The sequence below is a fragment of the Spongiactinospora sp. TRM90649 genome, assembly GCF_029382225.1.
Taxonomy (GTDB): domain Bacteria; phylum Actinomycetota; class Actinomycetes; order Streptosporangiales; family Streptosporangiaceae; genus Spongiactinospora.
In genome coordinates this window covers 1-22,127 of the sequence record NZ_JARLTC010000050.1, presented here as the reverse complement: position 1 = coordinate 22,127, position 22,127 = coordinate 1, and the positions used below count along the sequence as shown (strand labels likewise).

General features: G+C 70.3%; 25 protein-coding genes. 17 read left to right on the top strand and 8 right to left on the bottom strand.

Features of this window, described 5'->3' with window-relative positions:
- Positions 1 to 63: 63 nt before the first annotated feature.
- The 3 genes from P3X83_RS40240 (at position 64) to P3X83_RS40230 (ending at position 2,364) form a co-directional block, all read left to right on the top strand.
- Complete coding sequence (locus P3X83_RS40240) at positions 64 to 1,242, top strand: FAD-dependent monooxygenase (protein ID WP_277310679.1); 1,179 nt, start codon at positions 64 to 66, stop codon at positions 1,240 to 1,242.
- Positions 1,239 to 1,868 carry a DUF3159 domain-containing protein gene (locus P3X83_RS40235; RefSeq protein WP_277310678.1) on the top strand — a complete coding sequence of 210 codons (630 nt, stop codon included), beginning with the start codon at positions 1,239 to 1,241 and terminating at the stop codon, positions 1,866 to 1,868. The genes P3X83_RS40240 and P3X83_RS40235 overlap by 4 nt, the downstream gene beginning before the upstream one ends.
- A gap of 106 nt (positions 1,869 to 1,974) precedes the next feature.
- Positions 1,975 to 2,364 carry a nuclear transport factor 2 family protein gene (locus tag P3X83_RS40230; protein WP_277310677.1) on the top strand — a complete coding sequence of 130 codons (390 nt, stop codon included), beginning with the start codon at positions 1,975 to 1,977 and terminating at the stop codon, positions 2,362 to 2,364.
- A 13-nt stretch (positions 2,365 to 2,377) separates the two neighbouring features.
- Here the strand turns inward: P3X83_RS40230 and P3X83_RS40225 are convergent, their stop codons facing one another.
- Positions 2,378 to 3,328: a helix-turn-helix domain-containing protein gene (locus P3X83_RS40225; protein WP_277310676.1), complete on the bottom strand. Its 951-nt coding sequence runs from the start codon at positions 3,326 to 3,328 to the stop codon at positions 2,378 to 2,380.
- Between the two features lie 372 nt (positions 3,329 to 3,700).
- On the opposite strand from P3X83_RS40225, the gene P3X83_RS40220 reads away from it, so the two are divergent.
- Positions 3,701 to 5,143, top strand: coding sequence for an aldehyde dehydrogenase family protein (locus tag P3X83_RS40220; RefSeq protein ID WP_277310675.1), 1,443 nt, complete (start codon positions 3,701 to 3,703; stop codon positions 5,141 to 5,143).
- A 74-nt stretch (positions 5,144 to 5,217) separates the two neighbouring features.
- Positions 5,218 to 5,694 carry a hypothetical protein gene (locus P3X83_RS40215; protein ID WP_277310674.1) on the top strand — a complete coding sequence of 159 codons (477 nt, stop codon included), beginning with the start codon at positions 5,218 to 5,220 and terminating at the stop codon, positions 5,692 to 5,694.
- Positions 5,695 to 5,841: 147 nt separating this feature from the next.
- Here the strand turns inward: P3X83_RS40215 and P3X83_RS40210 are convergent, their stop codons facing one another.
- Entirely contained in the window at positions 5,842 to 7,353 is a 1,512-nt protein-coding gene (locus tag P3X83_RS40210) for an ABC transporter substrate-binding protein (RefSeq protein WP_277310673.1), read from the bottom strand.
- A gap of 399 nt (positions 7,354 to 7,752) precedes the next feature.
- Between P3X83_RS40210 and P3X83_RS40205 the strand changes: the two genes are divergently transcribed.
- From P3X83_RS40205 to P3X83_RS40190, 4 genes are read left to right on the top strand one after another with little or no spacing between them, the layout of a single operon-like run.
- Complete coding sequence (locus tag P3X83_RS40205; RefSeq protein WP_277310672.1) at positions 7,753 to 8,694, top strand: ABC transporter permease; 942 nt, start codon at positions 7,753 to 7,755, stop codon at positions 8,692 to 8,694.
- A 5-nt stretch (positions 8,695 to 8,699) separates the two neighbouring features.
- Positions 8,700 to 9,605, top strand: a complete 906-nt coding sequence (locus P3X83_RS40200) for an ABC transporter permease (protein ID WP_277310671.1) — start codon at positions 8,700 to 8,702, stop codon at positions 9,603 to 9,605.
- Positions 9,606 to 11,372, top strand: coding sequence for an ABC transporter ATP-binding protein (locus P3X83_RS40195; RefSeq protein ID WP_277310670.1), 1,767 nt, complete (start codon positions 9,606 to 9,608; stop codon positions 11,370 to 11,372).
- A gap of 12 nt (positions 11,373 to 11,384) precedes the next feature.
- Positions 11,385 to 12,272 carry an AraC family transcriptional regulator gene (locus tag P3X83_RS40190; RefSeq protein WP_277310669.1) on the top strand — a complete coding sequence of 296 codons (888 nt, stop codon included), beginning with the start codon at positions 11,385 to 11,387 and terminating at the stop codon, positions 12,270 to 12,272.
- A gap of 13 nt (positions 12,273 to 12,285) precedes the next feature.
- Here the strand turns inward: P3X83_RS40190 and P3X83_RS40185 are convergent, their stop codons facing one another.
- Positions 12,286 to 12,669, bottom strand: coding sequence for a VOC family protein (locus tag P3X83_RS40185; RefSeq protein WP_277310668.1), 384 nt, complete (start codon positions 12,667 to 12,669; stop codon positions 12,286 to 12,288).
- Between the two features lie 36 nt (positions 12,670 to 12,705).
- On the opposite strand from P3X83_RS40185, the gene P3X83_RS40180 reads away from it, so the two are divergent.
- From P3X83_RS40180 to P3X83_RS40170, 3 genes are read left to right on the top strand one after another with little or no spacing between them, the layout of a single operon-like run.
- Positions 12,706 to 12,954 carry an arginase family protein gene (locus P3X83_RS40180; protein ID WP_277310667.1) on the top strand — a complete coding sequence of 83 codons (249 nt, stop codon included), beginning with the start codon at positions 12,706 to 12,708 and terminating at the stop codon, positions 12,952 to 12,954.
- Positions 12,955 to 13,011: 57 nt separating this feature from the next.
- Positions 13,012 to 14,514 (top strand): N-acyl homoserine lactonase family protein, encoded by a 1,503-nt coding sequence (locus P3X83_RS40175; protein WP_277310666.1) that lies wholly within the window; start codon positions 13,012 to 13,014, stop codon positions 14,512 to 14,514.
- A 23-nt stretch (positions 14,515 to 14,537) separates the two neighbouring features.
- The gene (locus P3X83_RS40170) at positions 14,538 to 15,275 is read left to right on the top strand and encodes a VOC family protein (protein ID WP_277310665.1); all 738 of its coding nucleotides are present in this window, start codon (positions 14,538 to 14,540) and stop codon (positions 15,273 to 15,275) included.
- Between the two features lie 25 nt (positions 15,276 to 15,300).
- Here the strand turns inward: P3X83_RS40170 and P3X83_RS40165 are convergent, their stop codons facing one another.
- The gene (locus tag P3X83_RS40165) at positions 15,301 to 15,597 is read right to left on the bottom strand and encodes a hypothetical protein (RefSeq protein ID WP_277310664.1); all 297 of its coding nucleotides are present in this window, start codon (positions 15,595 to 15,597) and stop codon (positions 15,301 to 15,303) included.
- Positions 15,598 to 15,693: 96 nt separating this feature from the next.
- Positions 15,694 to 16,341, bottom strand: a complete 648-nt coding sequence (locus P3X83_RS40160) for a TetR/AcrR family transcriptional regulator (RefSeq protein WP_277310663.1) — start codon at positions 16,339 to 16,341, stop codon at positions 15,694 to 15,696.
- A gap of 234 nt (positions 16,342 to 16,575) precedes the next feature.
- Here P3X83_RS40160 and P3X83_RS40155 point away from each other — a divergent pair, with 234 nt between their 5' ends.
- The 3 genes from P3X83_RS40155 to P3X83_RS40145 all read left to right on the top strand — a co-directional run bounded on the left by P3X83_RS40155 (position 16,576) and on the right by P3X83_RS40145 (position 18,009).
- Complete coding sequence (locus P3X83_RS40155; RefSeq protein WP_277310662.1) at positions 16,576 to 16,725, top strand: hypothetical protein; 150 nt, start codon at positions 16,576 to 16,578, stop codon at positions 16,723 to 16,725.
- Between the two features lie 94 nt (positions 16,726 to 16,819).
- On the top strand, positions 16,820 to 17,269 hold the full coding sequence (locus P3X83_RS40150; RefSeq protein ID WP_277310661.1) for a hypothetical protein: 450 nt from the start codon (positions 16,820 to 16,822) through the stop codon (positions 17,267 to 17,269).
- 101 nt (positions 17,270 to 17,370) lie between these two features.
- Positions 17,371 to 18,009 (top strand): GntR family transcriptional regulator, encoded by a 639-nt coding sequence (locus tag P3X83_RS40145; protein ID WP_277310660.1) that lies wholly within the window; start codon positions 17,371 to 17,373, stop codon positions 18,007 to 18,009.
- Between the two features lie 71 nt (positions 18,010 to 18,080).
- Here P3X83_RS40145 and P3X83_RS40140 read toward each other — a convergent pair whose 3' ends face one another.
- Positions 18,081 to 18,710 carry a carotenoid oxygenase family protein gene (locus P3X83_RS40140; protein WP_277310659.1) on the bottom strand — a complete coding sequence of 210 codons (630 nt, stop codon included), beginning with the start codon at positions 18,708 to 18,710 and terminating at the stop codon, positions 18,081 to 18,083.
- A 3-nt stretch (positions 18,711 to 18,713) separates the two neighbouring features.
- On the opposite strand from P3X83_RS40140, the gene P3X83_RS40135 reads away from it, so the two are divergent.
- Positions 18,714 to 19,067 carry a hypothetical protein gene (locus tag P3X83_RS40135; protein WP_277310658.1) on the top strand — a complete coding sequence of 118 codons (354 nt, stop codon included), beginning with the start codon at positions 18,714 to 18,716 and terminating at the stop codon, positions 19,065 to 19,067.
- Complete coding sequence (locus tag P3X83_RS40130; RefSeq protein WP_277310657.1) at positions 19,067 to 19,252, top strand: DUF4158 domain-containing protein; 186 nt, start codon at positions 19,067 to 19,069, stop codon at positions 19,250 to 19,252. Before P3X83_RS40135 ends, P3X83_RS40130 begins: the two co-directional genes overlap by 1 nt.
- A 205-nt stretch (positions 19,253 to 19,457) precedes the next feature.
- Here P3X83_RS40130 and P3X83_RS40125 read toward each other — a convergent pair whose 3' ends face one another.
- Both P3X83_RS40125 and P3X83_RS40120 read right to left on the bottom strand, forming a co-directional pair.
- Entirely contained in the window at positions 19,458 to 20,495 is a 1,038-nt protein-coding gene (locus tag P3X83_RS40125; RefSeq protein WP_277310656.1) for a beta-propeller fold lactonase family protein, read from the bottom strand.
- A gap of 102 nt (positions 20,496 to 20,597) precedes the next feature.
- Positions 20,598 to 21,503, bottom strand: coding sequence for a hypothetical protein (locus P3X83_RS40120; protein ID WP_277310655.1), 906 nt, complete (start codon positions 21,501 to 21,503; stop codon positions 20,598 to 20,600).
- Positions 21,504 to 22,127: the final 624 nt, after the last annotated feature.

Here is a 22,127-nt window from a genome sequence, read left to right as displayed (position 1 = left end):
GGTTTCCCCTCCGACGAAGGTTAGGGTAAACCTCACCAACCGATGAAGAAAGGTGGCGACTGGATGCGGGTGATCGTGATCGGCGCCGGGCTGGGCGGGCTGACGTTGGCCCACGGGTTACGCGGGGCGGGGATCGACGTCGCGGTCTACGAGCGGGACGCGGAGCGGGGGCGTCCGCAGGGCGTCAGCCTGCACCTCGACGACCGGGGGACCTCGGCGCTGCGCGCCTGCCTGCCGCCGGGGCACGCGGAGATGGTGGCGGCCACCTCGGGCGGGCCGAGGGACGCGACCCTGCTGCTGTCCGAGGTGGACGGCGAGCTCGCGGTCACCGGCACGCGACCGGCCGACGGTACGGTGCGCCGGCCGGGACAGCCGGTGAACCGGCGGCTGCTGCGGTCGGTGCTGCTGACCGAGCTGGAGGACGTGGTCCGCTTCGGGGCGGCGTTCACCGGATACGAACGGCGTCCCGACGGCACCGTCCGGGCATGGTTCGCCGACGGCGGTACCGACACCGCCGACGTGCTGGTCGGCGCGGACGGAGTCGGCTCGGCGGTCCGCCGCCAGTACCTGCCGCAGATGAGCGTGGCCGACACGGGCAGGCGCATGCTGATGGGCGCGACACCACTGCGCGCCGTGGCCGGTTCCGGACCGCCGGAACTCATCGGCGACAGCGCCGCCAACGTGCGGATGAACGGCATGACCATGGTGCTGGGCCCGCACCGGTTCACCCACCCGCCGCTCGCCGCGCGGGCCCGCTGGCTGCCCGCCCTGCCCGCCGAAGCGGTGGCCGGCGCCGAGGACCACCTGATGTGGTGCCTGCCGGTCACCCGCGAGCGGCTCGGATCGGCCGGGGCCCTGGCCACGGTGTGGCACCTGGCCAGGGAACTGGCCGTGGATCTGCACCCGGCGCTACGGATGGTCGTCGAGGAGGCGTGGCCGCAGGTCACGGTCGCGCTCCGGATCGGGATGATCCCGCCCGTGCCGGCCTGGCCCGCCAGCGCGGTGACGGTCATCGGCGACGCCGTCCACGCGGCCCCGGGGTTCGGCGGCAACCTGGCCATGCGAGACGCGCACCGCCTGCGCGACGCCCTGGTGTCGGCGGACCAGGGAGAGCGGGACCTGCTCGCCGCGATCGGGGCCGCCGAGGAGAGGATGCGCCAGGAGGGCGTGCCCGCCATGGACGCCGACGGCCGCGCCGTCCCGGGTGACGCCCGGATCGGCGTGGCGGGGCCGGGCGCATGATCGTCGGGCTGCTGACCCAGAGGTCGCTGTCGGCGTTCGCCGCCGTGGGCGGCTGGCGCACGGTCGCCGAGGCCGTCGTCTCCAAGGCGCTGTTCGCGGTCGCCTACCTGCTGACCGGCCAGGTGGCGGCGTCCGCGCTGGTGGCGGTCGGCGGCGTGGCGGTGTTCGCGGTCGTCCGGGTGTGCACCGGGGGGAAGATCTGGCAGGCGGCGGCCGGGCTGGTCGTCGTGGGGGTGTCCGCGTCACTGGCCGGGAGCACCGGGCAGGGGGCCGCCTACTACCTGCCGAGCGTCCTGATCGCGATCGGCGCGGGGGTGGTGTTCCTGGTCTCCATGCTGGTGCGGTGGCCCGTGATCGGCCTGGTCGCGGGGAGGGTGTCCGGCGACGGGCTCGCCTGGCGGCGCGACCGCGCCCTGCGCCGGCGCTACCAGGCGTGCACGGCGCTGTTCGCGGCGAAGTTCGCCGTCCAGGCGCTGGTGTCGATGCGGCTGTACCTGTCGGACCAGGTGGTCGCCCTCGGCATCGCCTCCACACTGCTGGCCACCCCGGCGGCGGCCCTGTGCGCCTATACGTGCGGGCGGATCCTTCGGGCCGGCGCTACACCGCGCTACACGGATGCTCAATAAGCGTGCGGAGAGAGACAAGGAGAACGGCGGGCCGGTCGGTACGTTGGGGACCGCCGCACCGGTGTGCCGCCGGTCGGTCTATCGCCCGCCTGATCGGAGTGACATCGTGCAGAACATCGACATCATCGCCGCTCACTACGCCGCCTCCGCCCGCGGTGACCTCGACGGCATGCTCGCCCCGTTCGCGCCAGGCATCCGCTGGACCGAAGCCGAGGGATCGCTCTACGCGGGCACCTACGTAGGCCCCGACGCGGTCGTGGCGAACGTCTTCGCGCCGATCGGCGAGCAGTTCGAGAGGTTCGACGTCGAGATCGACACCACGCTCGACGCCGGTGACCGGGTGGTCGCGCTGGGCCACTACGCGGGCAAGCACCGTGGCACCGGCCGCGCCTTCCGCGCCCGGATGGTGCACGTCTGGTCGCTGGCCGACGGCAAGGTGGTGGCGTTCGAGCAGGTCGTGGACAACGCGGCGATCAACGCCGCCGTGGCGGACTGACCTCCGCGGGTCGTCAGGCCGCGCGGTGCTGCCGGTAGGCGCTCGGCGAGAATCCGAAGGCCGCCTTGAAGATGCGGCTGAAGTGCGCCGCGTCCAGGAAACCCCAACGGGCCGCCAGCGCCGCGACGGACTGGTGAGCGTGCAGTGGATCGAGCAGGTCGCGGCGGCAGTGCTCCAGCCGTCGCGACCTGATCCACGCGGCGACCGTCGTTCGCTCGGCCCGGAACAGGTTGTGCAGGTGGCGGGTGGAGATGAAGTGCGCCGCCGCCACCTTGGCCGGGCAGAGGTCTGGATCGCCGAGGTTGGCCTCGATGTAGTCGCGAATCCGGTCGACGAGCGTGTGGTTGGGGTTCTCCGCCTGATGCGCGGTGCCGAGCTCGTCGGCGAACATCGTGGTCACCAGGTCCAAGGCGTTGTGCGCCAGGCGCCGCCCGCTCACGCCGGAGAACTGGTCGAGGTTCTGGGCGAGCTGGACCAGGAAGGGGCTGATCACCCGGCCGAGGCCGGTGTCGCCCGGCATCCGGACTGCGGTCAGCCGCCCCACCGCGTCCACCGGCAGATCGACCAGCGTGCGCGGGAACATCACGATGAGCGAGCGGAACTCGTCGTCGTGGGTGAGGGTGTACGGCCGGCTCGTATCGTATATGGCCAGGTCGCCGGGGGAGAGGACCGCCTCCCGGCCGTCCTGGATCAGCAGGCCGGTGCCGGACAGCTGCAGGCTCAGCTTGAAGAGCGCCGAGGAGTCCCGGTTGATCATTGTCGAGGTGCGGCGCACGGTGTGGCTCGACGCGGTGATCTCGCACAGCGACACATCGGTGAGCACCCGGCGGCGCATCGCGCCCCGGAAGCGCCGGGAACCGTCTCTTGTCACCCCGAGCGACACGAAGGACCGAGAAACGAGGTCCTGCCACTCATCGAAGGACGACGCGACGGTGACAGCGAGGTCGTTTGCGGTTGACGTCACCCTGCTCCTCCTCGCCAGAAGGGTCCACTGCGCGGTAACGGCAGGCCAAGAAGCCAGGTCGTGTCACCATATAGGATCCCGTCCGAAAAAGGGACCCATGAGCGGCTTCCGAAAAGGGCCGGGGCGAGGTCATCGCCCCTCTCACACCTGATCACCCGGCCCCGGCGACCTCTTCTGGGAACGGTCCAAAACACCGCCGCCCGGCTCGCCCCCCGTTGGCCGCAACCCCTGTGGGGCGGCAGCTTTTCGCGCGTGGTCAACGGCCTTACGCGCATAGTCAAGGTGACCACGGTTGTCAGACCCCATGCTGGCGGAAGCCCCCCGCCCGCGTGGGGGCGCCGAGGAAGTGCACTCCAGCAGGAAGAGGCGGCAGTGGCGACCAACGTCTACATCGACGGGACATGGGTGCCGGCATCCGGCGGCGTCATCCCTACCTATGATCCCGCTACGGAGGAATTGCTCGAAGAGGTCGGCTTCGCCGACGCGTCCGACGTCGACGCGGCCGTCGCCGCCGCACGGCGTGCCTTCGAGAATCAGCAGTGGCGATCCATGCCGCCGGCACGGCGGGCCCGGCTGCTGTTCGACCTCGCCGACCTCATCGAGGCGAACGCCGAGGAGCTGGCCGTCCTGGAGACCCGGGACCAGGGGCAGCCGATCGGCGTCTCCCGCGCGGTGAGCGTGACCGGCGCCGCCGAGCACTTCCGCTACTACGCCGGCTGGGTCACCAAGATCGAGGGCACCACCTCGCCGGTCTCGTTCCCGGACACGCTGCACTACACCCGCCGTGAGCCGGTCGGGGTCTGTGCGCTGATCACGCCCTGGAACTTCCCGCTCATGATCCTCGCGTGGAAGCTCGCCCCCGCGCTGGCCACGGGCAACACCGTGATCATCAAGCCGGCCGAGCAGACCCCGCTGACCTCCATCCGGCTCGTCCAGCTCGCCGACCAGGCCGGTTTCCCGCCCGGGGTGATCAACCTGCTCACCGGCGACGGCACCACCGGAGCGGCGCTCGCCGAGCACCCCGGAGTGGACAAGGTGTCGTTCACCGGCTCGACCGAGGTCGGCCGCTCGATCGTGCGGGCCAGCGCCGGCAACCTCAAGCGGGTGACGCTCGAACTCGGCGGCAAGGCTCCCTCGATCATCGCCGCCGACGCCGACATCGACGCCGCGGTCGCCGGGAACATCGCCGGCAGCGTCCTCAACAGCGGCCAGGTCTGCGCCGCCTACACCCGCTTCTACGTCGATCGCAAGCGCACCGACGAGTTCGTCGGCAAGCTCGCCGCGGGCGTGAGCGGGATGCGTATCGGCCCCGGCCTGGACGAGTCCACACAGCTCGGCCCGCTCGTCTCCGCCGAGCACCTGAGCTCGGTGGAGCGGCTGGTGGCCACGGGCCCGGCCGAGGGCGCCGAGCTCGTCACCGGCGGGCAGCGCGCGGCGGACCGCGGCTGGTACTTCCAGCCGACGGTCTTCACCGGGGTCAAGGACGACATGACCATCGCCACCAAGGAGATCTTCGGCCCCGTGCTGTCGGTGCTCTCCTACGACGACGAGGACGAGCTCGCCGCGGTGATCGCCCGCGCCAACCAGACCGACTACGGCCTGGCCGCGACCGTCTGGACCAAGGACCTCGCGGTGGCGCACCGGGTCGCCAACGGCATCCGCGCGGGTGCGATCTTCATCAACATGCCGTCCATCCCCGACATGGCCGCCCCCTGGGGCGGGTTCAAGGCCAGCGGCTGGGGCCGGGAGATGGGGCCGCACGCGATCGACGCCTACACCGAGGTCAAGGGCGTCTGGTGCCACTACGGAAGCTGAGCGGGACCGACGAGCCCCGCCACGGCGCACAGACCTTTTCCGTTTCACAGAAGATCTGATCGAAGGAGATCGACATGTCCAGTCCATATGAGCGGTTCTTCGTGCGGCAGATGCCGAACTGCCTCGACGATCTCGTCAACGAGGGCGAGGTCTCCGGCACGCCCGAACCGGACAACGTGGGCGAGGCCCTCGCGCTGGTCCGCTCCCAGGAGATTCCCGAGAGCAAGATCCACATGACCTACTGCTGGATCAACGAGTGCAGTGAGCCCGTGAAGTGGGTGAACGAGCACGTGCACGACTACGACGAGGTCCTGATCTGGACGGGGAACGACCCCAAGAACCCGCACGACCTGGGCGCCGAGATCTACTTCGACATCGAGGGCGTGCGGCACACCGTCACCACGAGCGGTTCGGTCTACATCCCGGCCGGCACGCGTCACTGTCCGCTGGGCTTCAACCGGGTCGACCGGCCGTTCCGGTTCAGCGCCCTGTCGCTGGCCCCCAGCTACGCCAACCGCGACTACGTCCCTGAGACGGCCGCCGCCGAGTAGCGCGAGCCGTACCCGATCACGGCGGGCCGGTGCTGACAGCAGCACCGGCCCGTCGTTCGCGTTCCCCGCGCCGGCGGGTGGAACACGGCCGGCACCGTCCCCGACCCGATGGTCGGAGACGGCGCCGGTCGGCCGTGGCGGGTCCGGTCAGCCGACCGAGACGCCGCCGAGGAGGTAGGCGGAGCGCCCGAGCAGGTCGGACTGCAGTCCCTGCACCTTGGCGCTGTGCGGGGTCAGGTCCTGCGAGGTGACCGCGATGATGTTGCCACCGCGCTCCCACTGGATCTTCTGCAGCTTCTGGATGTCGCTGCACTGCCGGTCGGCCTCGCTGCTCGCGAACAGGTCGGCGGCGATCTCGTTGAACTCCGGGTCGTTGAAGTGCGCCGCGTTGTTCCCGCCCTTGGGCAGCAGGTGGTCGGTGATCGCGTTGACCATCGGCGAGCTGGTGATGTTGATGATGAACGGCCACTCCAGCCACTTGTTCAGCAGCGTCGCGACGTCCATCTTCCGCACCGTGACGGTGACCCCGGCCTCGGCGGCCTGCTGGGAGAAGAGCTGCGCCAGCTCCATCATCCCGGGGAACGCCCCGTCGGTGACCAGCTCGACCTTGAGGTCGCTCTTGCCCGCGTCGGCCAGCAACTGCTTGGCCCGGGCGATGTCCTGGGCGCGCTGCGGCACGTCCGGAGCGGGACAGGACGCGCTCACGCCGTTGTAGTCGTTGGCCGGCTTGGCGAAACCGCCGAACGCGTTGCTGGCGATCTGGTCCCGATCGACGATCAGCTTCATCGCCTCGCGGACCCGGTTGTCGTTGAACGGCGGGACGTCGGTGCGCATGTCCAGCGAGAGCACGGTCATGCTGTCGCTCTTCAGCACCTTGACCCCGGCGCCCTCAAGGGTCTTGGCGTCGGAGAAGGGGACGGCCGGCGCCACGTCGATCTGCCCGCCGCGCAACGCGTTGGTGATCGCCGTCTGGTCCTGGAAGAAGTGCACGTTCAGCGTGCCGAACTGCGGCTTGGTGCCCCAGTAGGCGTCGTACCGTTCCAAAACGGCCTGCGCGCCCGGCGAGAAGCTCTTCACGGTGAACGGCCCGGTGCCGTCCACCTTGTCCTTGGTGGAGCTCGCGCCGATCATCTTGAAGGCGCTGTAGGCCCACGCCGCGGCGAACGGGCCGAACGGGCGCTTCAGCTTGAACTCGACGGTCAGGTCGTCGATCTTCTTCTGCCCGTCCGGCGAGACGAAGTCGAGGTTCGAGGCGAACGGGTAGCCCTCCTCGGTCAGCAGCGACTTGACGCTGAAGATGACGTCGTCGGCGCCGAAGGTCTTGCCGCTGTGCAGCTTCACGTTGGGCCGCAGCTTGACGGTCCACACGTCCAGCTTCTTGTTCGGCGTCATCGACTCGGCCAGCCCGAACTTGACCGAACCGTCCGTGCCGTACGAGGTGAGCTGGTCCAGCGTGTTCGTCCAGAGCACCTCCTCGGAGATGGTCTGCTGCGGCGCGTACGGATACAGCATGTCCTTCGTGCCGCCGACCACCCCGAGGCTGAGGGTGCCGGAGTCGGCGGTGCCGCCGGTGGCCGAACTCGGACCGGACTCGGCCGGAGGGGAACAGGAGACTGTTGCGGCTGCGACGAGCACCAGGGCGAGACCTGGCGCACCCACGTTCCATCGCCGGCTTCGACGTCGCCATATTGACAAGCGCATGTAGGTCTTCCCTCCGGAGGGTCGGTGTCAGGGCGGGCTCGCCGTGACGTAGGTATCCGGTTGCTCGGAGTCAACCGCTAGACCTGGGACGCCGTCTTGTGCGGCAGCGCACGACCGCTTGTCGTCGGGAGCACTTTCTCTCTCCGCGGGGCGGGCGCGGGCGACCGTCGGCGTGCGTTGGGCAACAACCACACTGCACGCAGGTGCAAGACGCCCTCCCGCCGGTCTGCTGGGATCGACATCGCCTTCGGGCACAGGTGAGATCGACGCGAAGGAACGGGAATGGTCGCGGAACTAGCCGGTGCACCCCGGTCGGCGGGCCCCCGCCGCAATCTCACTCGACGCCGGTCCACGAACGTGTTCGGCCGTGTCGGGTGGATCGCCGTCCAGGCCGTCGTGATGCTGTTCGTGGTTACGACCCTGGTCTTCTTCGCCACCCAGGCCATGCCGGGCGACGTCGCCAAGGTCATGCTCGGCATGTCGGCGACGCCGGAGCGGGTGGAGGCCCTGCGGCACCAGCTCGGCCTGGACCAGCCGCTGCTCGTCCAGTACTGGCACTGGCTGAGCGGCGTGCTCAGCGGCGACCTGGGCACCTCACTGGCCAGCGGCCAGCCGGTCTCCCGGCTGCTCGGCGAGCGGCTGGCGAACTCCGCCACGCTCAGCGTGTTCTCGGTCGTGCTGATCCTGCCCCTGTCGCTGCTGATCGGCATCCTCGCCGCGCAGTTCAAGGACAGCCTCTTCGACCGGGCCTTCCTCTGGTCGTCGATGATCGCCAACGCGCTCGCCGACTTCGTCGTCGGCACCCTGCTGGTCGCGCTGTTCGGCACCACGGTGTTCCACTGGTTCCCGCCGGTGTCGCTGATCCCGGCGGGGGACATGCCGTGGTGGCACCCGCAGGCGCTGACGCTGCCGATCGCGACCCTGGTCATCGGCGGCGTGATGTACCTGTCGCGGCTGATCCGCGTCTCCTTCATCGACGTGCTCAACAGTGAGTACGTCGAGATGGCGCGGCTCAAGGGACTCGGCCCGACCAGGATCCTGCTCACCCACGCGCTGCCCAACGCGCTCGCCCCAGCCGTGCCCGCCGCGAGCCTCGTGGCGGCGTTCACCGTCGGCGGCGTGGTCGTGGTGGAGTACCTGTTCGGCTATCCGGGCATCGGCGCGCTGCTCATCGAGTCGATCAGCAACCGGGACCTCCCGGTCATCCAGGCCGTCGTGCTGGTGATCGCCGCCGTCTACTACTTCTTCAACCTACTGGCCGACCTGCTGCACACCGGCAAGAGCGGAGAGCGGAGGTGAGTACCGTGTCAGAGACCGTCGACGCGGTCGACCTGAATCTGAGCGACCCGGAGGGCCCCGCCCGCGCCGCGCGAGCGCGGAACCGGCCGGGCGCGCTGCGGATCCTCCGCTCCGGACAGGTCCGGCTGGGCTGCACGCTCGTACTGCTGACCATGGCGTTCGCCCTGGTGGGGCCGCTGCTGACACCGAATGACCCGGCCAAGAGCATCGCGCTGCCGTACGCGCCGCCCGGTGACGGGCTGCCGCTCGGCGCCGACCAGCTCGGCCGCGACGTGCTGTCCCGCGTGCTGGCCGGTGGGTTCCACCTGGCGTGGATGGCCCCCGCTGCGGCGATCGCCGCCGTCGCCCTGGGCGCACTGGTGGGCATCGCGGCCGCCTTCTACGGCGGTTTCGCGGACACCGTCCTGATGCGGGTCATGGACGTGCTGCTGGCGTTCCCGGCCCTGCTGTTCACGTTGCTCTTCGTGTCCGTGATCGGTCCCAAGCCGTGGCTGCTGGTGGTGCTGACGGCGATCGGCATGACGCCCGGCGTCGCTCGGGTGATCCGGGGCGCGGCCCGGCCGCTCAACGATCGCGAGTACGTCATGTGGTCGCGCACCGTCGGGATACCCGACCGCACGATCCTGCTGCGCTGCTTCCTGCCCAACGTGTCCTCTCCGCTGCTGGTGGAGCTGGGCATGCGGCTGATGTGGTCGATCGGGATCCTCGCCGCGATCAGCTTCCTCGGTTACGGCATCCAGCCGCCCGCCGCCGACTGGGGCCTGATGATCAGCGAGAACCGCACCGGGCTGTCGAACATGCCATGGGCCGTACTGGCCCCGGTCGCCTGCATCGTGCTGTTCACGATCGGCGGCAACCTGATCGCCGAGGGCGCCGCCCGGGTGATCGCTCGGACCGAGGGGCGGGGCTGAATGAGTGCGATCGAGGTCCGTGGGCTGACCATCGCGTTGCGCGACGGGAGCCCCATCGTCGAGGACGCCTCCTTCGACCTGGAACCGGGTCAGGTCCTCGGCGTGGTCGGCGAGTCGGGCTCGGGCAAGAGCACCATGTCGCTGGCCATGCTCGGCTACGCCCGCCAGGGCGCCCGGATCACGGCCGGTCAGGTGCTGGTCGACGGTACCGACGTGCTCTCGCTCGGGCCGCGCGCGCTGCGCCGGTTCCGCGGCAACGTGGTGGCCTACGTGCCGCAGGACCCGGCGACGGCGCTGAACCCGGCGCTGCGCATCGGCGTCCAACTGGCCGAGGTCCTCGAAGGGGACGCCAAGGAGATCGACGCGCGGATCCGCGAGGTGCTCACCGCGGTCGGGCTGCCGTCGGACGAAGCCTTCCTGAACCGCCGTCCCCGCGAGCTGTCCGGTGGCCAGCAGCAGCGGGTGGCGCTGGCCATGGCGGTCGCGCCGCGCCCGCGGCTGACCGTGCTGGACGAGCCGACGACCGGCCTGGACGTCACCACCCAGGCGCGTGTGCTCGCGCTGGTGGCCCAGCTCTGCGCGGACAACCAGATGGCGGCCATCTACGTCTCGCACGACCTAGCCGTGATCGGGGAGGTCGCCGACCGGGTCGCCGTGATGTACGGCGGCATGATCGTGGAAGAGGGCCCCACCAAGGACGTCGTGGCCCGGCCCGCGCACCCTTACACCAGGGCGCTGCTGGCCGCCGTGCCGTCGGCGCGGGAACGGACGCGGCTCACGTCGATCCCCGGCCGCGCGCCCGGCGTCCAGGACACGCACCCCGGTTGCGTCTTCGCGCCGCGCTGCGCCTTCGCGGTGGACGAGTGCGCCACGGGCGTGCCGCCGCTGATCGGTCTGGTGCCGGGGCATTCGGCGCGGTGTATCCGGATCGAGGAGATGCCCGCGCGTCCGCCGCGCGACGCCGCCCCTCCCGCCTCGGCGGTGCAGGAGGCCGCGCCGGGAGACACGCCGCTCCTGCGCGTACGCGACCTGACCGCCGGGTACCGCGACCGCCAGGTGCTGTTCGACGTCTCCTTCGATGTGGTCGAGGGGGAGTGCCTGGCGGTCGTCGGGGAGTCCGGCAGCGGCAAGACGACCATGTCCCGCAGCCTGATCGGGCTGCGGGAACGCTGGGGCGGCTCCGTCGAACTCGGCGGGAAGGCGCTCGCGCCGACCGCCCGCGGGCGCGACCAGGACCAGCGCCGGTGCATGCAGTACATCTTCCAGAACCCCTACGGCTCGCTCAATCCACGGGTCACCGTCGGGGACTGTGTGGCCGAGCCGCTCCGGCACTTCTTCGAACTCGGCGCCAAGGCGGCGCGCGAGCGGGTGGCGGAGCTGTTGGAACGGGTGGAGCTCCCGGCCGCGCTGGCCTCCCGGTATCCCGCCGAGCTGTCCGGCGGGCAGCGCCAGCGGGTCGCCATCGCCAGGGCCCTGGCCTGCCAGCCGACCGTGCTGATCTGCGACGAGGTCACCTCGGCTCTGGACGTGTCGGTGCAGGCGGCGATCGTCGAACTGCTGCGCGGACTGCTCCACGACGGGCTCGGCATCGTGTTCGTCACCCACAACCTCGCCGTGGTCCGCAGCCTCGCCGACAGCGTGATCGTGCTGAGCGGGGGACACGTCGTCGAGCACGGCGGCGCCGACACGGTTCTCACCGAACCCCGCCACGACTACACCAAGGCCCTGCTCGCGGACACCCTGGAGGTCTCCGCGGCCACCGGTTGAGCAAGGAGGAGCATGACCAGAGCCTCGCGCCCGCCGTTTCCCGTCCACGTGATCGACGGAGGAGGGGGCCGGGACGCGCCGCAGTTCGAGATCGGCCCGGTGCTCAGCCACGGGCCGCGCGAGACCGCGGCGATCCCGCACCGGCACGAGTTCCTGGAGATCCTCTACGTCCGCGAGGGACGTGGGACGCACATCATCGACGGCACCGCCCATCCGATCGCGGCGCACCGGCTGTACCTGGTCCGCCGGGGCCAGGTGCACGCCTGGGTGACCCCGGCGCCGCTGGACGGAACCGTCGTGGTCTTCGACGAGGCCTTCCTGGCGGGGCCGGGGGCGTCCGCCGCGGTGGACTTCAGCCAGTACCCGAACATGCTCTGCCCCGGCGCCGGTCACGTCCCGAGGCTCGAACGGCTGCTCGCGGCCATGGCCGACGAGTACACCGAGGGCGACGACCGGGCGGACCCCATCACCCGGCACCTGCTCTCCGCGCTGCTCCTGCTGTGCCAGCGGTTCGACGGCTTCAACGCGCCGGAGGGATCGCGTGCCGGCCCTTCGGCGGAACTCGGCGTGGAGTTCACCAAACTCGTCGCGGAGAAGGCGTCCGCGACCCTCACCGTGCGGTCGGCGGCCATGCGCCTGGGGGTCACCCCGGGGTATCTGCGCGAACTGGTCGCCGCGCAGACCGGGCGGACGCCGGGGCAGATCATCCGCTCGGCGGTCCTCACCGAGGCGCAGCGCCTGCTGGCGAACACGGACATGAGCTGCGCCCAGGTGGCCGACCGGCTCGGTTTCGAGGACGCCTCCTATTTCTCCCGCTTCTTCCGGCGCGAGGCGGGGGCGCCGCCGTCGGCGTACCGCAAGCAGGCCCGCGAGCGGTACCAGGCCTGCCTTGGCGCGTGATCGGTTCCGGCGGTCAGAGCGGCTGGAGGCGGCGGCGCAGGAGGCAGAACTCATTGCCCTCCGGGTCGGCCAGGACGTGCCAGTCCTCGGCGCCGGTCTGCCCCACGTCGGCCCGCCTCGCGCCTAGGGCGAGCAGCCGCTCCAGCTCGGCGTCCTGGTCGCGGTCGGTGGCGTTGACGTCGATGTGCAGCCGGAGCTTCTCCGGTCGCGGGTCGTCGGTGGGGCTGATGACGAGAACCGGCTGCGGGCCGCCGAAGCCGGCGTCCGGCGGACCGATCCCGATGCTTCCGTCCTCCTCCCGGCCGAGTTCGACGTAGCCGAGGACCTCGCTCCAGAAGGCGGCGAGCAGCTCGGGATCGGCGGCGTCGATGACCAGCTCACTGATTCGGCATGCCATGCCCGTCAGTGTATGTAAAGCCGACCACCGGCCGCCGTGGAAGGGTTGCTCGGCATGGAGGTGGTGGAGGTGTCGCCGCCGTACGACAGTTCCGACGTCACCTCGCTGCTCGGGGTACGGCTGATCTGCGACGTGCTGGCCGCCTCGGTCAAGGCAGGCGAACTCGGGCGTACCAGGGGCGGCGAGCCCCAGACAGCCCGTGCCCGGGAAGGACGGGCTCGATGGCGCGTAGTGTTCGACGCCATCCTGGCGGGCGCGCTGGTGGTCCTCCTGCCCGGCGCCTGATCGCCGCCCTTATTATGTATACGCATCCGTTTGCGTATACATAATGCGGGAGGCCGCGTGCCGAAGATCCTGGGCAAGATCGGGCTGCTCGTGCTCGCCCTTGTGGCCGGAGCCGCCTGGCTAGTCATCCTGCGGCTGAAGAGCGTGCCCGTGCCGCTGCTGGTGGTCTATGGGCTGCTGCTGGCCGCGTCGGCGGCCGGGACGTTATGGCCGGGCGTGCTCGGCCGGCGGCGGGTACTGACGTTCCTCGGCGTACCGGCGGGTGTGGCCACGTTCGGGCTCTACCTGGCGGTCGTCTACCACGTCACGGACCTGCCGGTGCTACTCGCCCTGGCCGCTGTGGCGTGCCTGGCCTCGGCCGTCCCGCGCGGACGCCGCAGGGCGGACGGCGGGGCCACCCGGCCGAGCAGGCGGGTCTTCCTGGCGGGCGGCGCCGGGCTGGCGCTCGGCGCGCTGAGCGCGCTGGCGGCCGGCCACGCGGACCGGCGGCGCCGCGACCTGCTCACGCGAGGCGAGGCGCAGCGGCAGGCGGCCATTCGGGCCCCGGGCGCGCGGCGGCGGATCGCCGACGGCAAAGTACGGGTCTTCCCGATCCACACCGGCGACACCATCGTCACCTACGGCCAGTTCTACGGCGGCCTGGACGGCTGGGAGGGCCTCAACGGCTACCTGCGCACCCTGCTCGACAAGGCCCAGATCGCGGTCCCCGTCCACGCCTACCTCATCGACCATCCCCGGCACGGACTCATGCTGGTCGACACCGGCGTCAACTGGGAGCAGGCCCACGATCACGACGGGTACTACGGCATCACCTCGCGCCTGCTGACCGAGCGCGACGAATACCGGCTGACCCCCGCGCAGGACCTGCGGGTCCGGCTCGCCCGGCTCGGCTACGACGCCGGGGACGTCACCACCGTGTTCCTCACCCACGTCCACGACGACCACGCCGGAGGGCTGCGCCACCTGCCCCGGGCCGAGGTGGTGCTGGACCGGCGCGACTGGGACCAGGGCGTGCTCTACCCGCACTCGTTCGACCTGGTCAAGGAGCGTCTTTCCTTCCCGGCGTTCGACTCGGGCGCGTTCGGCGCCTTCCCCGCCGCTCAGGACCACTTCGGCGACGGCAGCGTCGTCCTGCTACCCGCGCCCGGCCACTCGCCCGGCCACATGTGCGTGCTGCTGCGCCTGGACGGCGGCGGCAGCGCGCTGTTCCTGGGCGACACCCTCTACACACTGCCCCACCTGGCCACGGACCAGGTCCGGCAGATGACCATCGGCGGCGCCGACACCGTCCACCAGATCGAGGCCGCCCGGCGCGTCCAGCGGCTCCTCGCCGCCGACCCTGGACTCGTGCCGCTGTTCGCGCACGACAACACCCGCTACCAGTCCGACCTGGTCACCGCCGCGTTCACCGACGGGTCTCCCGGCGAGGCGGGGCTGCGGGAGCTGCGCAGGCACATGGAGGCCGTCCTCACCCCCGGCTGGCGCCTGCGGCCGGGACACACACCACACTTCGTGCCCCCGGCGTCCGGCACGGGGCCCGGGCGTGTGGAGTTCCGCTGATCCGCCTCCATAGGATCGGGGGCATGGCTACACGGCTTGTGCAGATCGCGATGAACGCCCGGGACGACGCGGCGGTGGGCCGGTTCTGGGCGGAGGCCCTCGGCTGGGGCGTCGACAGCGAGGGACCCGGAGTGACCAACCTCGAACCCGTGGGCTTCGCCTATCCGGACCCCGTCGCGGTGTGCATCGACGTCCTCGCCGTCCCAGAGCCCAAGACGGTGAAGAACCGCGTGCACATCGATCTCGCCACCACCTCCGCGGACCATCAGGCGGAGCTGGTCGCGCGCCTGCTGGCGCTCGGCGCGACGCCCGCCGACGTGGGCCAGGGTGACGTCCCATGGACCGTACTCGCCGATCCTGAAGGCAACGAGTTCTGCGTGCTGGAGCCCCGGCCGGTCTACCAGGACACCGGGCCGATGGCCGCGGTGGTCGTCGACTGCGTCGATCCGCGGGCCATGGCCCGGTTCTGGGACGAGGCGATGGACTGGACCCTGCACGAGGTCACCGACGATCACGCGGTGCTGCGCTCGGCCAAGGGCGTGGGGCCCTATCTCGAATTCCTCCGCACGTCCTATGTGAAGACCGTGAAGAACCGCATCCACCTCGACCTGCGGCCGTACGCCGGTGACGACCAGGCGGCGGAGGCGGACCGGCTGCGGGCGCTCGGCGCCGTCGACGTCGACCTCGGCCAGGGCGACGTGCCGTGGACGGTCCTCGCCGACCCGGAGGGCAACGAGTTCTGCGTCCTCGCCCCGCGCTGAACCCGGCCGCCCACGGCCGCCGGGCTCAGTCGACGAGCGCGCCGACGGCCATTTTCGCGCCCGGCTCGGACAGGGTCAGAATGACGCCGGGACGCTCGCCGCCCATATACCGCGCCACGGTCTTGGTGGTGATGAACAGCGGCCGGAGAAAACCGTCGATCGGCCGCATGAACTCTTCAAGCGACAGTTCGTCCAGCGAAGTGCCCTGGTTATGCATGACGCTCACGGCGTTGAGGGCGATGTCGTTGCCCCCGGCCGCCGCCGCGATCTCGTCGGCGTGCGCCGACGGCAGCGCCGCCGTCGTGGGCGACATGTCGGCCATCGACCGGCTGCTGCACGCGGCCACCACCCCATGGCCCTCCGGCGATCAGACGGACGACGGGTAGACCTCCCGGGGCCGGACGGCCGAGCCGGGTTATCAGCGCCCCTTCGCCCGCAGGGCCGCCACCCGCGCCTGCCCGAGGGCGGCCATGGCCTCGATGACCAGCTCCATCTCGGCCGCCATGGTGCGGCCGGGATCGGCGTGCACCGCGATGAACGCGCCGTCGAAGGACGACACCCCGAAACCGGCCAGTGCGTCGGCGACGGCCCCGGCGATCTCCTCGCCCTCGGGGGCGAACGCCGACCTGATCATGTCGCGCATGTGGACGAGCCCCTCGGTCCGCACGTCGGCGACGATCTTGGCGACCTCGGGGGCCTCCTCGCTCATCTTCAGCAGGATGAAGAGCCGCAGGAAGTCCTGACGGGAGGTGAAGACCTCGCCGGTGCGGCGCAGATACCAGCCGAGCCGTTCGTGGGAGGTGCCGCCGGGGGGCAGCAGGGCGTGGCCGCGGCCGAGGTCGTCGAAGAAGTCGCGGGCGCCGCGTTCCATCACGGCGGCGAGCAGGCCGGCCTTGGAGCTGAAGTGATGATAGATCGCGCTCTTCGGCAGCCCGGTCTCCTTGCCGAGGTCGGCGAGGCTGGTGGCGGCATAGCCGCGGGCGGACATCATCCGGGAGGCGGCGTCCAGGATCTCCTCCCGTGAGCGGCGGCCCCGCCTGTTGAGAGTGTGCTGGGCGGTCTCCACGAGGTCCAAGTCTACGGGGGGTTGCCAAGGGCGCGTCCGGTGACGTTAGCTGCGTCACACGCTTTTAAACCGGTCGTTCGGTACAAAACTTGCCCTCGCCCGCATTGGCGCCGACGACCAGGGCCGAGGCCGCTACGCCACCAGCCTCACCGGGCGCGAGCTCGGACGGCTGCGCACCTGGTACACCCACCCGCACTTCCAGGCCGAGCACGACCTGGCGAGCCCATCTGCGGGGTGGCCGAGGACGGGGCCCTCCTCGTGCGCCCCGACCACATGATCGCCTGGCGCGCCCAGGACTCCGGCGACGCCCCGGCCGCCCGGCTGACCGAGGTCACCGGCAGGCTCCTGGGCCGCGAAAAGTACCAGGGTTGCCTCGGTGCATGAATGGGATCACCCGTGAGGCCGTTCGTACGATCGGCGTACACCCGCTGAGAAACAAGGAAATCCCAGCGGTCCGGGAACCCTGGAGGGGTCAGAAGTGAGCAGCCAGTACGGTCACCTGTTCGTCACCAACTTCCAGGAGTGCGGTAACGACATGATCTACGAGGGCGAGGTCGCCGCGCTGCGCCTGCCCCAGAACCTGGACGAGCCGCTGGCCGCGATGCGCTCGGCCGACGTGCCCCAGGCGACCACCTACATCACCACGAGCTGGGTGAAGGAGATCGACCACGAGGTCGAATGGGTCCGCGAGCACGAGCACGTCTACGACGAGGTCCTGATGTTCGTGGGCAACGACCCCAACAACCCCGACGACCTCGGCGGCGAGGTGTACATGACGATCGAGGGGGAGAAGCACGTGCTCACCACGACGAGCTCGGTCTTCATCCCCGCCGGCACCAAGCACTGCCCTCTCGGGTTCTACAAGGTCGAGCGCCCGTTTCGATTCTTCGCGGTCGCCCTCAGCGGCACCGGGCGGTACATGCCCTGACCGGGGACTTCACGCACGCCGTCGACCAGGACCGGGCTCCGCCCCGGCCCTGGTCGACGGCATCCCCGGCGGGCCGGTACGAAGAGGGAAGAATGGTGAGAGTGGCGCGTTCGTCAAAGGTCGACCAAGCCTACGAGATCATCAAGAATCGCATCGCGCACAACACATATGGACCCGGCACCCGCCTCGTGTTCGACCAACTGGCCCGCGACCTGGACATCAGCGCGGTCCCGGTCCGCGAGGCGGTTCGTCGTCTGGAGGCCGAAGGGTGGGTGACCTACCAGCCCAACGTCGGCGCCCAGGTGGCCAGCTTCGACGTCGAGCAGTACCGCGCCACGATGGAGACGCTCGCGCTGCTGGAGGGGTACGCGACCGCCACCGCCGTGTCGCACATCGACGAGAAGACCTTACGCAAGGCACGTGGGATCAACGAGCAGATGCGCACCGGCCTGGCCCGATTCGATCCGCTCAGCTTCACCCGGCTGAACCACGACTTCCACGTGCTCTTATGCGCCAAATGTCCGAACCTTCATGTGCGCGGCCTGCTCGAACGAGAGTGGCAGCGCCTCGACCTGCTGCGCCGTACCAGCTTCAGCCTCATCCCCGGCCGCGCCAGGGAGTCGGTGAACGAGCACGACACCCTGCTGCACCTGATCGCCTCGGGGGCCGATCAGGCGACGATCGAGGGCTTCAGCCGCTGGCACAAACTGAACACCCTGCGCGCGGTGGCACATCATTGATCAAGCCCCTCCACGACCACCCTCCGGCGGCAGGTTCCACAGCGCCGCGGGCCGCCGGGGGGAGCCGTCGCTCAGCCGAAGACGTCGTCCGCCGTCACCGGCGCACCGGGGAACGCCTTCAGGAAATCGGCCAGGGGACCGTCGCCGTCGCGTGACGCGAAGGAGACGCCGATGTCGTTGCCACCCAGGGGCAGCACCACGTGGCCGAGGCCGGGCGTCGCCAGGACGCCACGGTCGAAGCGGGCCAGGGCGGCGACGCCGATGCCGTCGTTGAGCAGCCGGTTGCCGCTGATCCCCTGGTTGGAGACGTGGCGGGCGGCCGCGCCCCGCTCGGTGAGGCGTCCGGCCAGCAGCTCCGGCCAGCTTTGGCCGGTGTCCGGGGTCGAGCCGACGCCGTCGGTGCGGGAGTCGCCCACCGTGACGACGGCACTGGCCGGGCCGCCGACGTCCAGGACCAGCAGCCGGGAGGCGGTGCCGTCGTGCCGGGTGGTGATGGACAGGAGCCATCCGTCGTCCTCACGGCGGGGGCCGGAGGTCGCCGGGACGGAGACCGCTTCGCCGATGTAGGTGTCCGGCTCCAGCCGATGGGTGGTGACGCCGCCGCCGTCCAGGTCGTATTTGACGATCGCGGAGTCGTCGGTTGTGTAGAGGTACCGGGCGGCGCGACCGACACGGTCGTCGTCCAGGGTCGGGAACTCCACCGGGTGGCTCGTCGCACTGTACGCGCCTACCACGCCCGCTTCCGCGGCGATGTGCCCACCGCGGCCGCCCAGCTGGGAGAGCCGTTCCGCTTCCAGAGCCCGTTCATCACCTCCGACGACCGGACGGGCCATCTGGCGACCCTGCCGGGGTTCGTCTCCATCGTGACCGGGGTCGACCTGATCAGCGAGCTGTACGGCGAGGCCCAGGCCACGCTCCTGTACGACGTGCACACCGCGACGCCGGTCGGTACCCAGCGCACCGCCGAGCACTTCCGCCTGGACGGCGACAAGATCGTGTCGATCATGCTGCTGTTCGACGCCTCACCCTGGCAGCCGATGAAGTCCCGCATCGAGTGATGAGACCCGGGAGCCCCGACCCGGACTCGCGGCCGGCACGTCCCGAATTCCTCTCTGATGAGCAGATCGCCCGCTACGGCCGTTTCCCCGAGGAATCCTCGACCGAAGAGCTGGAGCAGTACTTCCGGCTGGATCCCGGTGCATTGGACGCGCTGGCGCCTGGCCGCGCGGCGCGACCCGGCTGAATGCGGTCAACGACCAGGTGATGGGCATCGGCGGGCTGGCCGTTCCGGGCACGGTGCGTGACTCGTCGTTCATCCCGGACGCCATCCACAACCTCGACGGAGGCCCCGTCCCGAGACGATCAGATCGTCCGCGACGCAGCAGGGCCAGTTGCCGGCCGGCAACCCGAGGGGTTGTCGGATGGGGTGGCCCTGCTGCGGGCCGAGGTCATCGGGCGAGGGTGAGTACCGAGACGCTGTGGGAGCCGGTGTTGGTGACATACAGGAAGGAGCCGCCGGGGCCGGAGGCGGTCCAGCGGGGGTCGTCGCCGACGGCGACCTCGCCCACGACGGTGTTGGTGCGGGTGTCGAAGGTAAAGACGCTGTCGGAGCCGGAGTTGGCGACGTAGGCGACGCGGTTGCCTGAGTGCAGGGCCAGGCCGCGCGGGTTGGCGCCGACGGTGATGGTCCTGGTGACGGCGTTGTGGCGGGCGTCGATGACCGAGACAGTGCCGCCGATGGTGTTGCTGACGTAGACGGTGCGGCCGTCGGGGGTGACCAGGACCCCTCGGGGTTCGTCGCCGACGGCGATGGTCGCGGTGACGGTGTGGGTGGCGGTGTCGACGACCGAGACGGTGTCGGAGTCGGAGTTGGCGACGTAGGCGGTCCGTCCGCTGGGGGTGAAGGCGATGCCCCGGGGGGACAGGCCGACGGCGATGGTCGCGGTGACGGTGTGGGTGGCGGTGTCGATGACGGTGACCGCGCCCGAGCCGGTGCTGCTGACGTAGGCGAAGCGCCCGTTGGGGGCGATCGCCACCCAGCGGGGGGCGTCGCCGACCGGGACGGTCTTGATGACCTCTCGGTGCGCGGTGTCGATGACGGACACCTCGTCGGAGTCGCGGTTGGCGATGTAGGCGAAGGCGCCGTGGCGGACGAAGCCGACGCCGTAGGGGAAGGCGCCGACGCCGATGGTGTCGATCACGGAGCGGCGGCGCACGTCGATGACCGAGACGGTGTTGGATCCGGCGTTGGCGACATACGCGTGGCGCCAGCCGGGGGTGAAGGCGACGGTGCGGGGGTTGAGGCCGACGGCGATGGTGGCCAGCACCACCGGGCGCTTCACGCCGGGGTGGGGCTCGGCGCGGCCGCCGGCCGCGGCGGCCGACGCGGCCGGTGCGCCGATGGTGGCAAGCATGGCGCAGGCCAGCACGGACACCAGGAGGTGGCGGGCCACGCTGTGGCGGGGACCGGGACGGTCAGGCGACATGGATGACGTGACCTTTCCGTGAGGGGAAGGCTGCCGGGCCGGCCGCAGGCATGGGGCGGCCGACCGTACAGCCACTTGATGTGGAGCGGTCGGGGGTGCGGGTCAGGCGGGGGCGGCGGGTGCCGTCGGAGCCGGTGGGGACACTGGTTCGGCGGAGGCACGGCGGCGCGCCAGGGCGTAGGCGGCGGCGCTGATGTACAGCGCGACCGGCAGCACGTAGTCACCGTCGCGCTCGACGAACTGGAACCACTCCTGCCCGACCAGCGGACGCAGCAGCTCGGTGCCGAGTTTCCAGACCAGGACGAACAGCAGCAGCGGGCGCCACGGCTTGAGCAGGATCGCCAGGCCGAGCAAAATCTCGAAACCGCCGACCAGCACCATCAGATTGGCCGAGTCCACGGTGGCCTTGCCCAGGCCGAAGAAGGCGAAGAAGTCGTACCAGTAGCGCTTGTGCTCGAAGGCGCCGAAGCCGCCGTGGCCGATCAGCAGCATTGCCAGGCCGCCGCGCATGGCCCAGTGCATGGCGATGAGAGTGCGGTCGGAGATGGCGGCGGGCCTATCGACACGCTCGACCCAGCGGCGCAGAGACCAGCCGCCCCAGCCTGCCATGATCAGCAGAGCGAGCGGCATGCCGTAGTTGCCGCCGCGCTCCAAGAACTCCCACCAGCCCTCACCGACCGTAGGGCGCAGCAAGGCGGTGAAGACGCCCCAGACCGTGGTGTGCAACAGCAGGACGCGGGCCGGCCAGAACAGGATGAGCAGGCCGACGATGATGTCCACGGCACCGGTCACGTACATCAGGTAGTTCAGGGCGACATCGGGGGAGATGCCGAACAGGTCGTAATAGGGCAGCCAGGCCCGGGAGCGGCTCAGCCCCGCCCAGCCGTGCCCGATGAACTCGATGGACACTCCGATGCGCAGCAGCCAGTAGAGCCTGGTGGTGACCGAGGCCTCGGCGATGGTTTCGCGCAGGGGTTTTCGGCCTTTGAGGAAGGTGGAGGTGCTCATCACGGACGCCCCCAATCTTGGGCATTGACGTCGATATCCGAAAAATAGACTTAAGTGATGAGCAAGGAAAGAGGGAAATTTAGCCTATTTCTCCCGCGATTGACTCGATATTCGAATCAAGGCGCACTGAAGCCTGGCTCCGAGCCATTGCTTCACCAACACGTCAATGTGTCACCGGGTGGGTGCGAACGTGTGACGAATGGCCCGCGCCGACTGCTTCACGGCGCGAGAAGAGAAAACGGGAACCTGTTTACGGTCGTGTCAATTTCAAGTAAAGGCAATATTAAAACCCTCTCCATCGTCCATTTCGCCGGTGCGCGTGCGGCCCGCCGCCGACAGAGGCCTCCGTGCCGGGAACCCGTGATGGTTCCGGCCCCGGCAGCTCTGCCCGGGATGTCGGGGTGGGGCGCGAGGAGCGGTGGTGCGGATCTTGGGGATCGCCTACGGCGTTGACCCATAAATACATCTCAGCCACCATTGACTCAATGGAGATTGGGAAAAATGTCCTGCCGACGCGCCTCGCCCTGCACCAGGCCCTGGCGGATCCGGCCAGGCTGGCGATCGTGGACGCCCTGGCCGTCGGCGACCTGTCGCCTGGAGAGCTGGGCGACGCCCTGGACCTGC

What these genes read in the sequence shown, in the direction of transcription:
- P3X83_RS40240 (WP_277310679.1), top strand. Translation starts at nt 64, where the DNA reads ATGCGGGTGATCGTGATCGGCGCCGGGCTGGGCGGGCTGACGTTGGCC.
- P3X83_RS40235 (WP_277310678.1), top strand. Translation starts at nt 1,239, where the DNA reads ATGATCGTCGGGCTGCTGACCCAGAGGTCGCTGTCGGCGTTCGCCGCC.
- P3X83_RS40215 (WP_277310674.1), top strand. Translation starts at nt 5,218, where the DNA reads ATGTCCAGTCCATATGAGCGGTTCTTCGTGCGGCAGATGCCGAACTGC.
- P3X83_RS40195 (WP_277310670.1), top strand. Translation starts at nt 9,606, where the DNA reads ATGAGTGCGATCGAGGTCCGTGGGCTGACCATCGCGTTGCGCGACGGG.
- P3X83_RS40190 (WP_277310669.1), top strand. Translation starts at nt 11,385, where the DNA reads ATGACCAGAGCCTCGCGCCCGCCGTTTCCCGTCCACGTGATCGACGGA.
- P3X83_RS40185 (WP_277310668.1), bottom strand. Translation starts at nt 12,669, where the DNA reads ATGGCATGCCGAATCAGTGAGCTGGTCATCGACGCCGCCGATCCCGAG.
- P3X83_RS40170 (WP_277310665.1), top strand. Translation starts at nt 14,538, where the DNA reads ATGGCTACACGGCTTGTGCAGATCGCGATGAACGCCCGGGACGACGCG.
- P3X83_RS40165 (WP_277310664.1), bottom strand. Translation starts at nt 15,597, where the DNA reads ATGGCCGACATGTCGCCCACGACGGCGGCGCTGCCGTCGGCGCACGCC.
- P3X83_RS40130 (WP_277310657.1), top strand. Translation starts at nt 19,067, where the DNA reads ATGAGACCCGGGAGCCCCGACCCGGACTCGCGGCCGGCACGTCCCGAA.
- P3X83_RS40125 (WP_277310656.1), bottom strand. Translation starts at nt 20,495, where the DNA reads ATGTCGCCTGACCGTCCCGGTCCCCGCCACAGCGTGGCCCGCCACCTC.
- P3X83_RS40120 (WP_277310655.1), bottom strand. Translation starts at nt 21,503, where the DNA reads ATGAGCACCTCCACCTTCCTCAAAGGCCGAAAACCCCTGCGCGAAACC.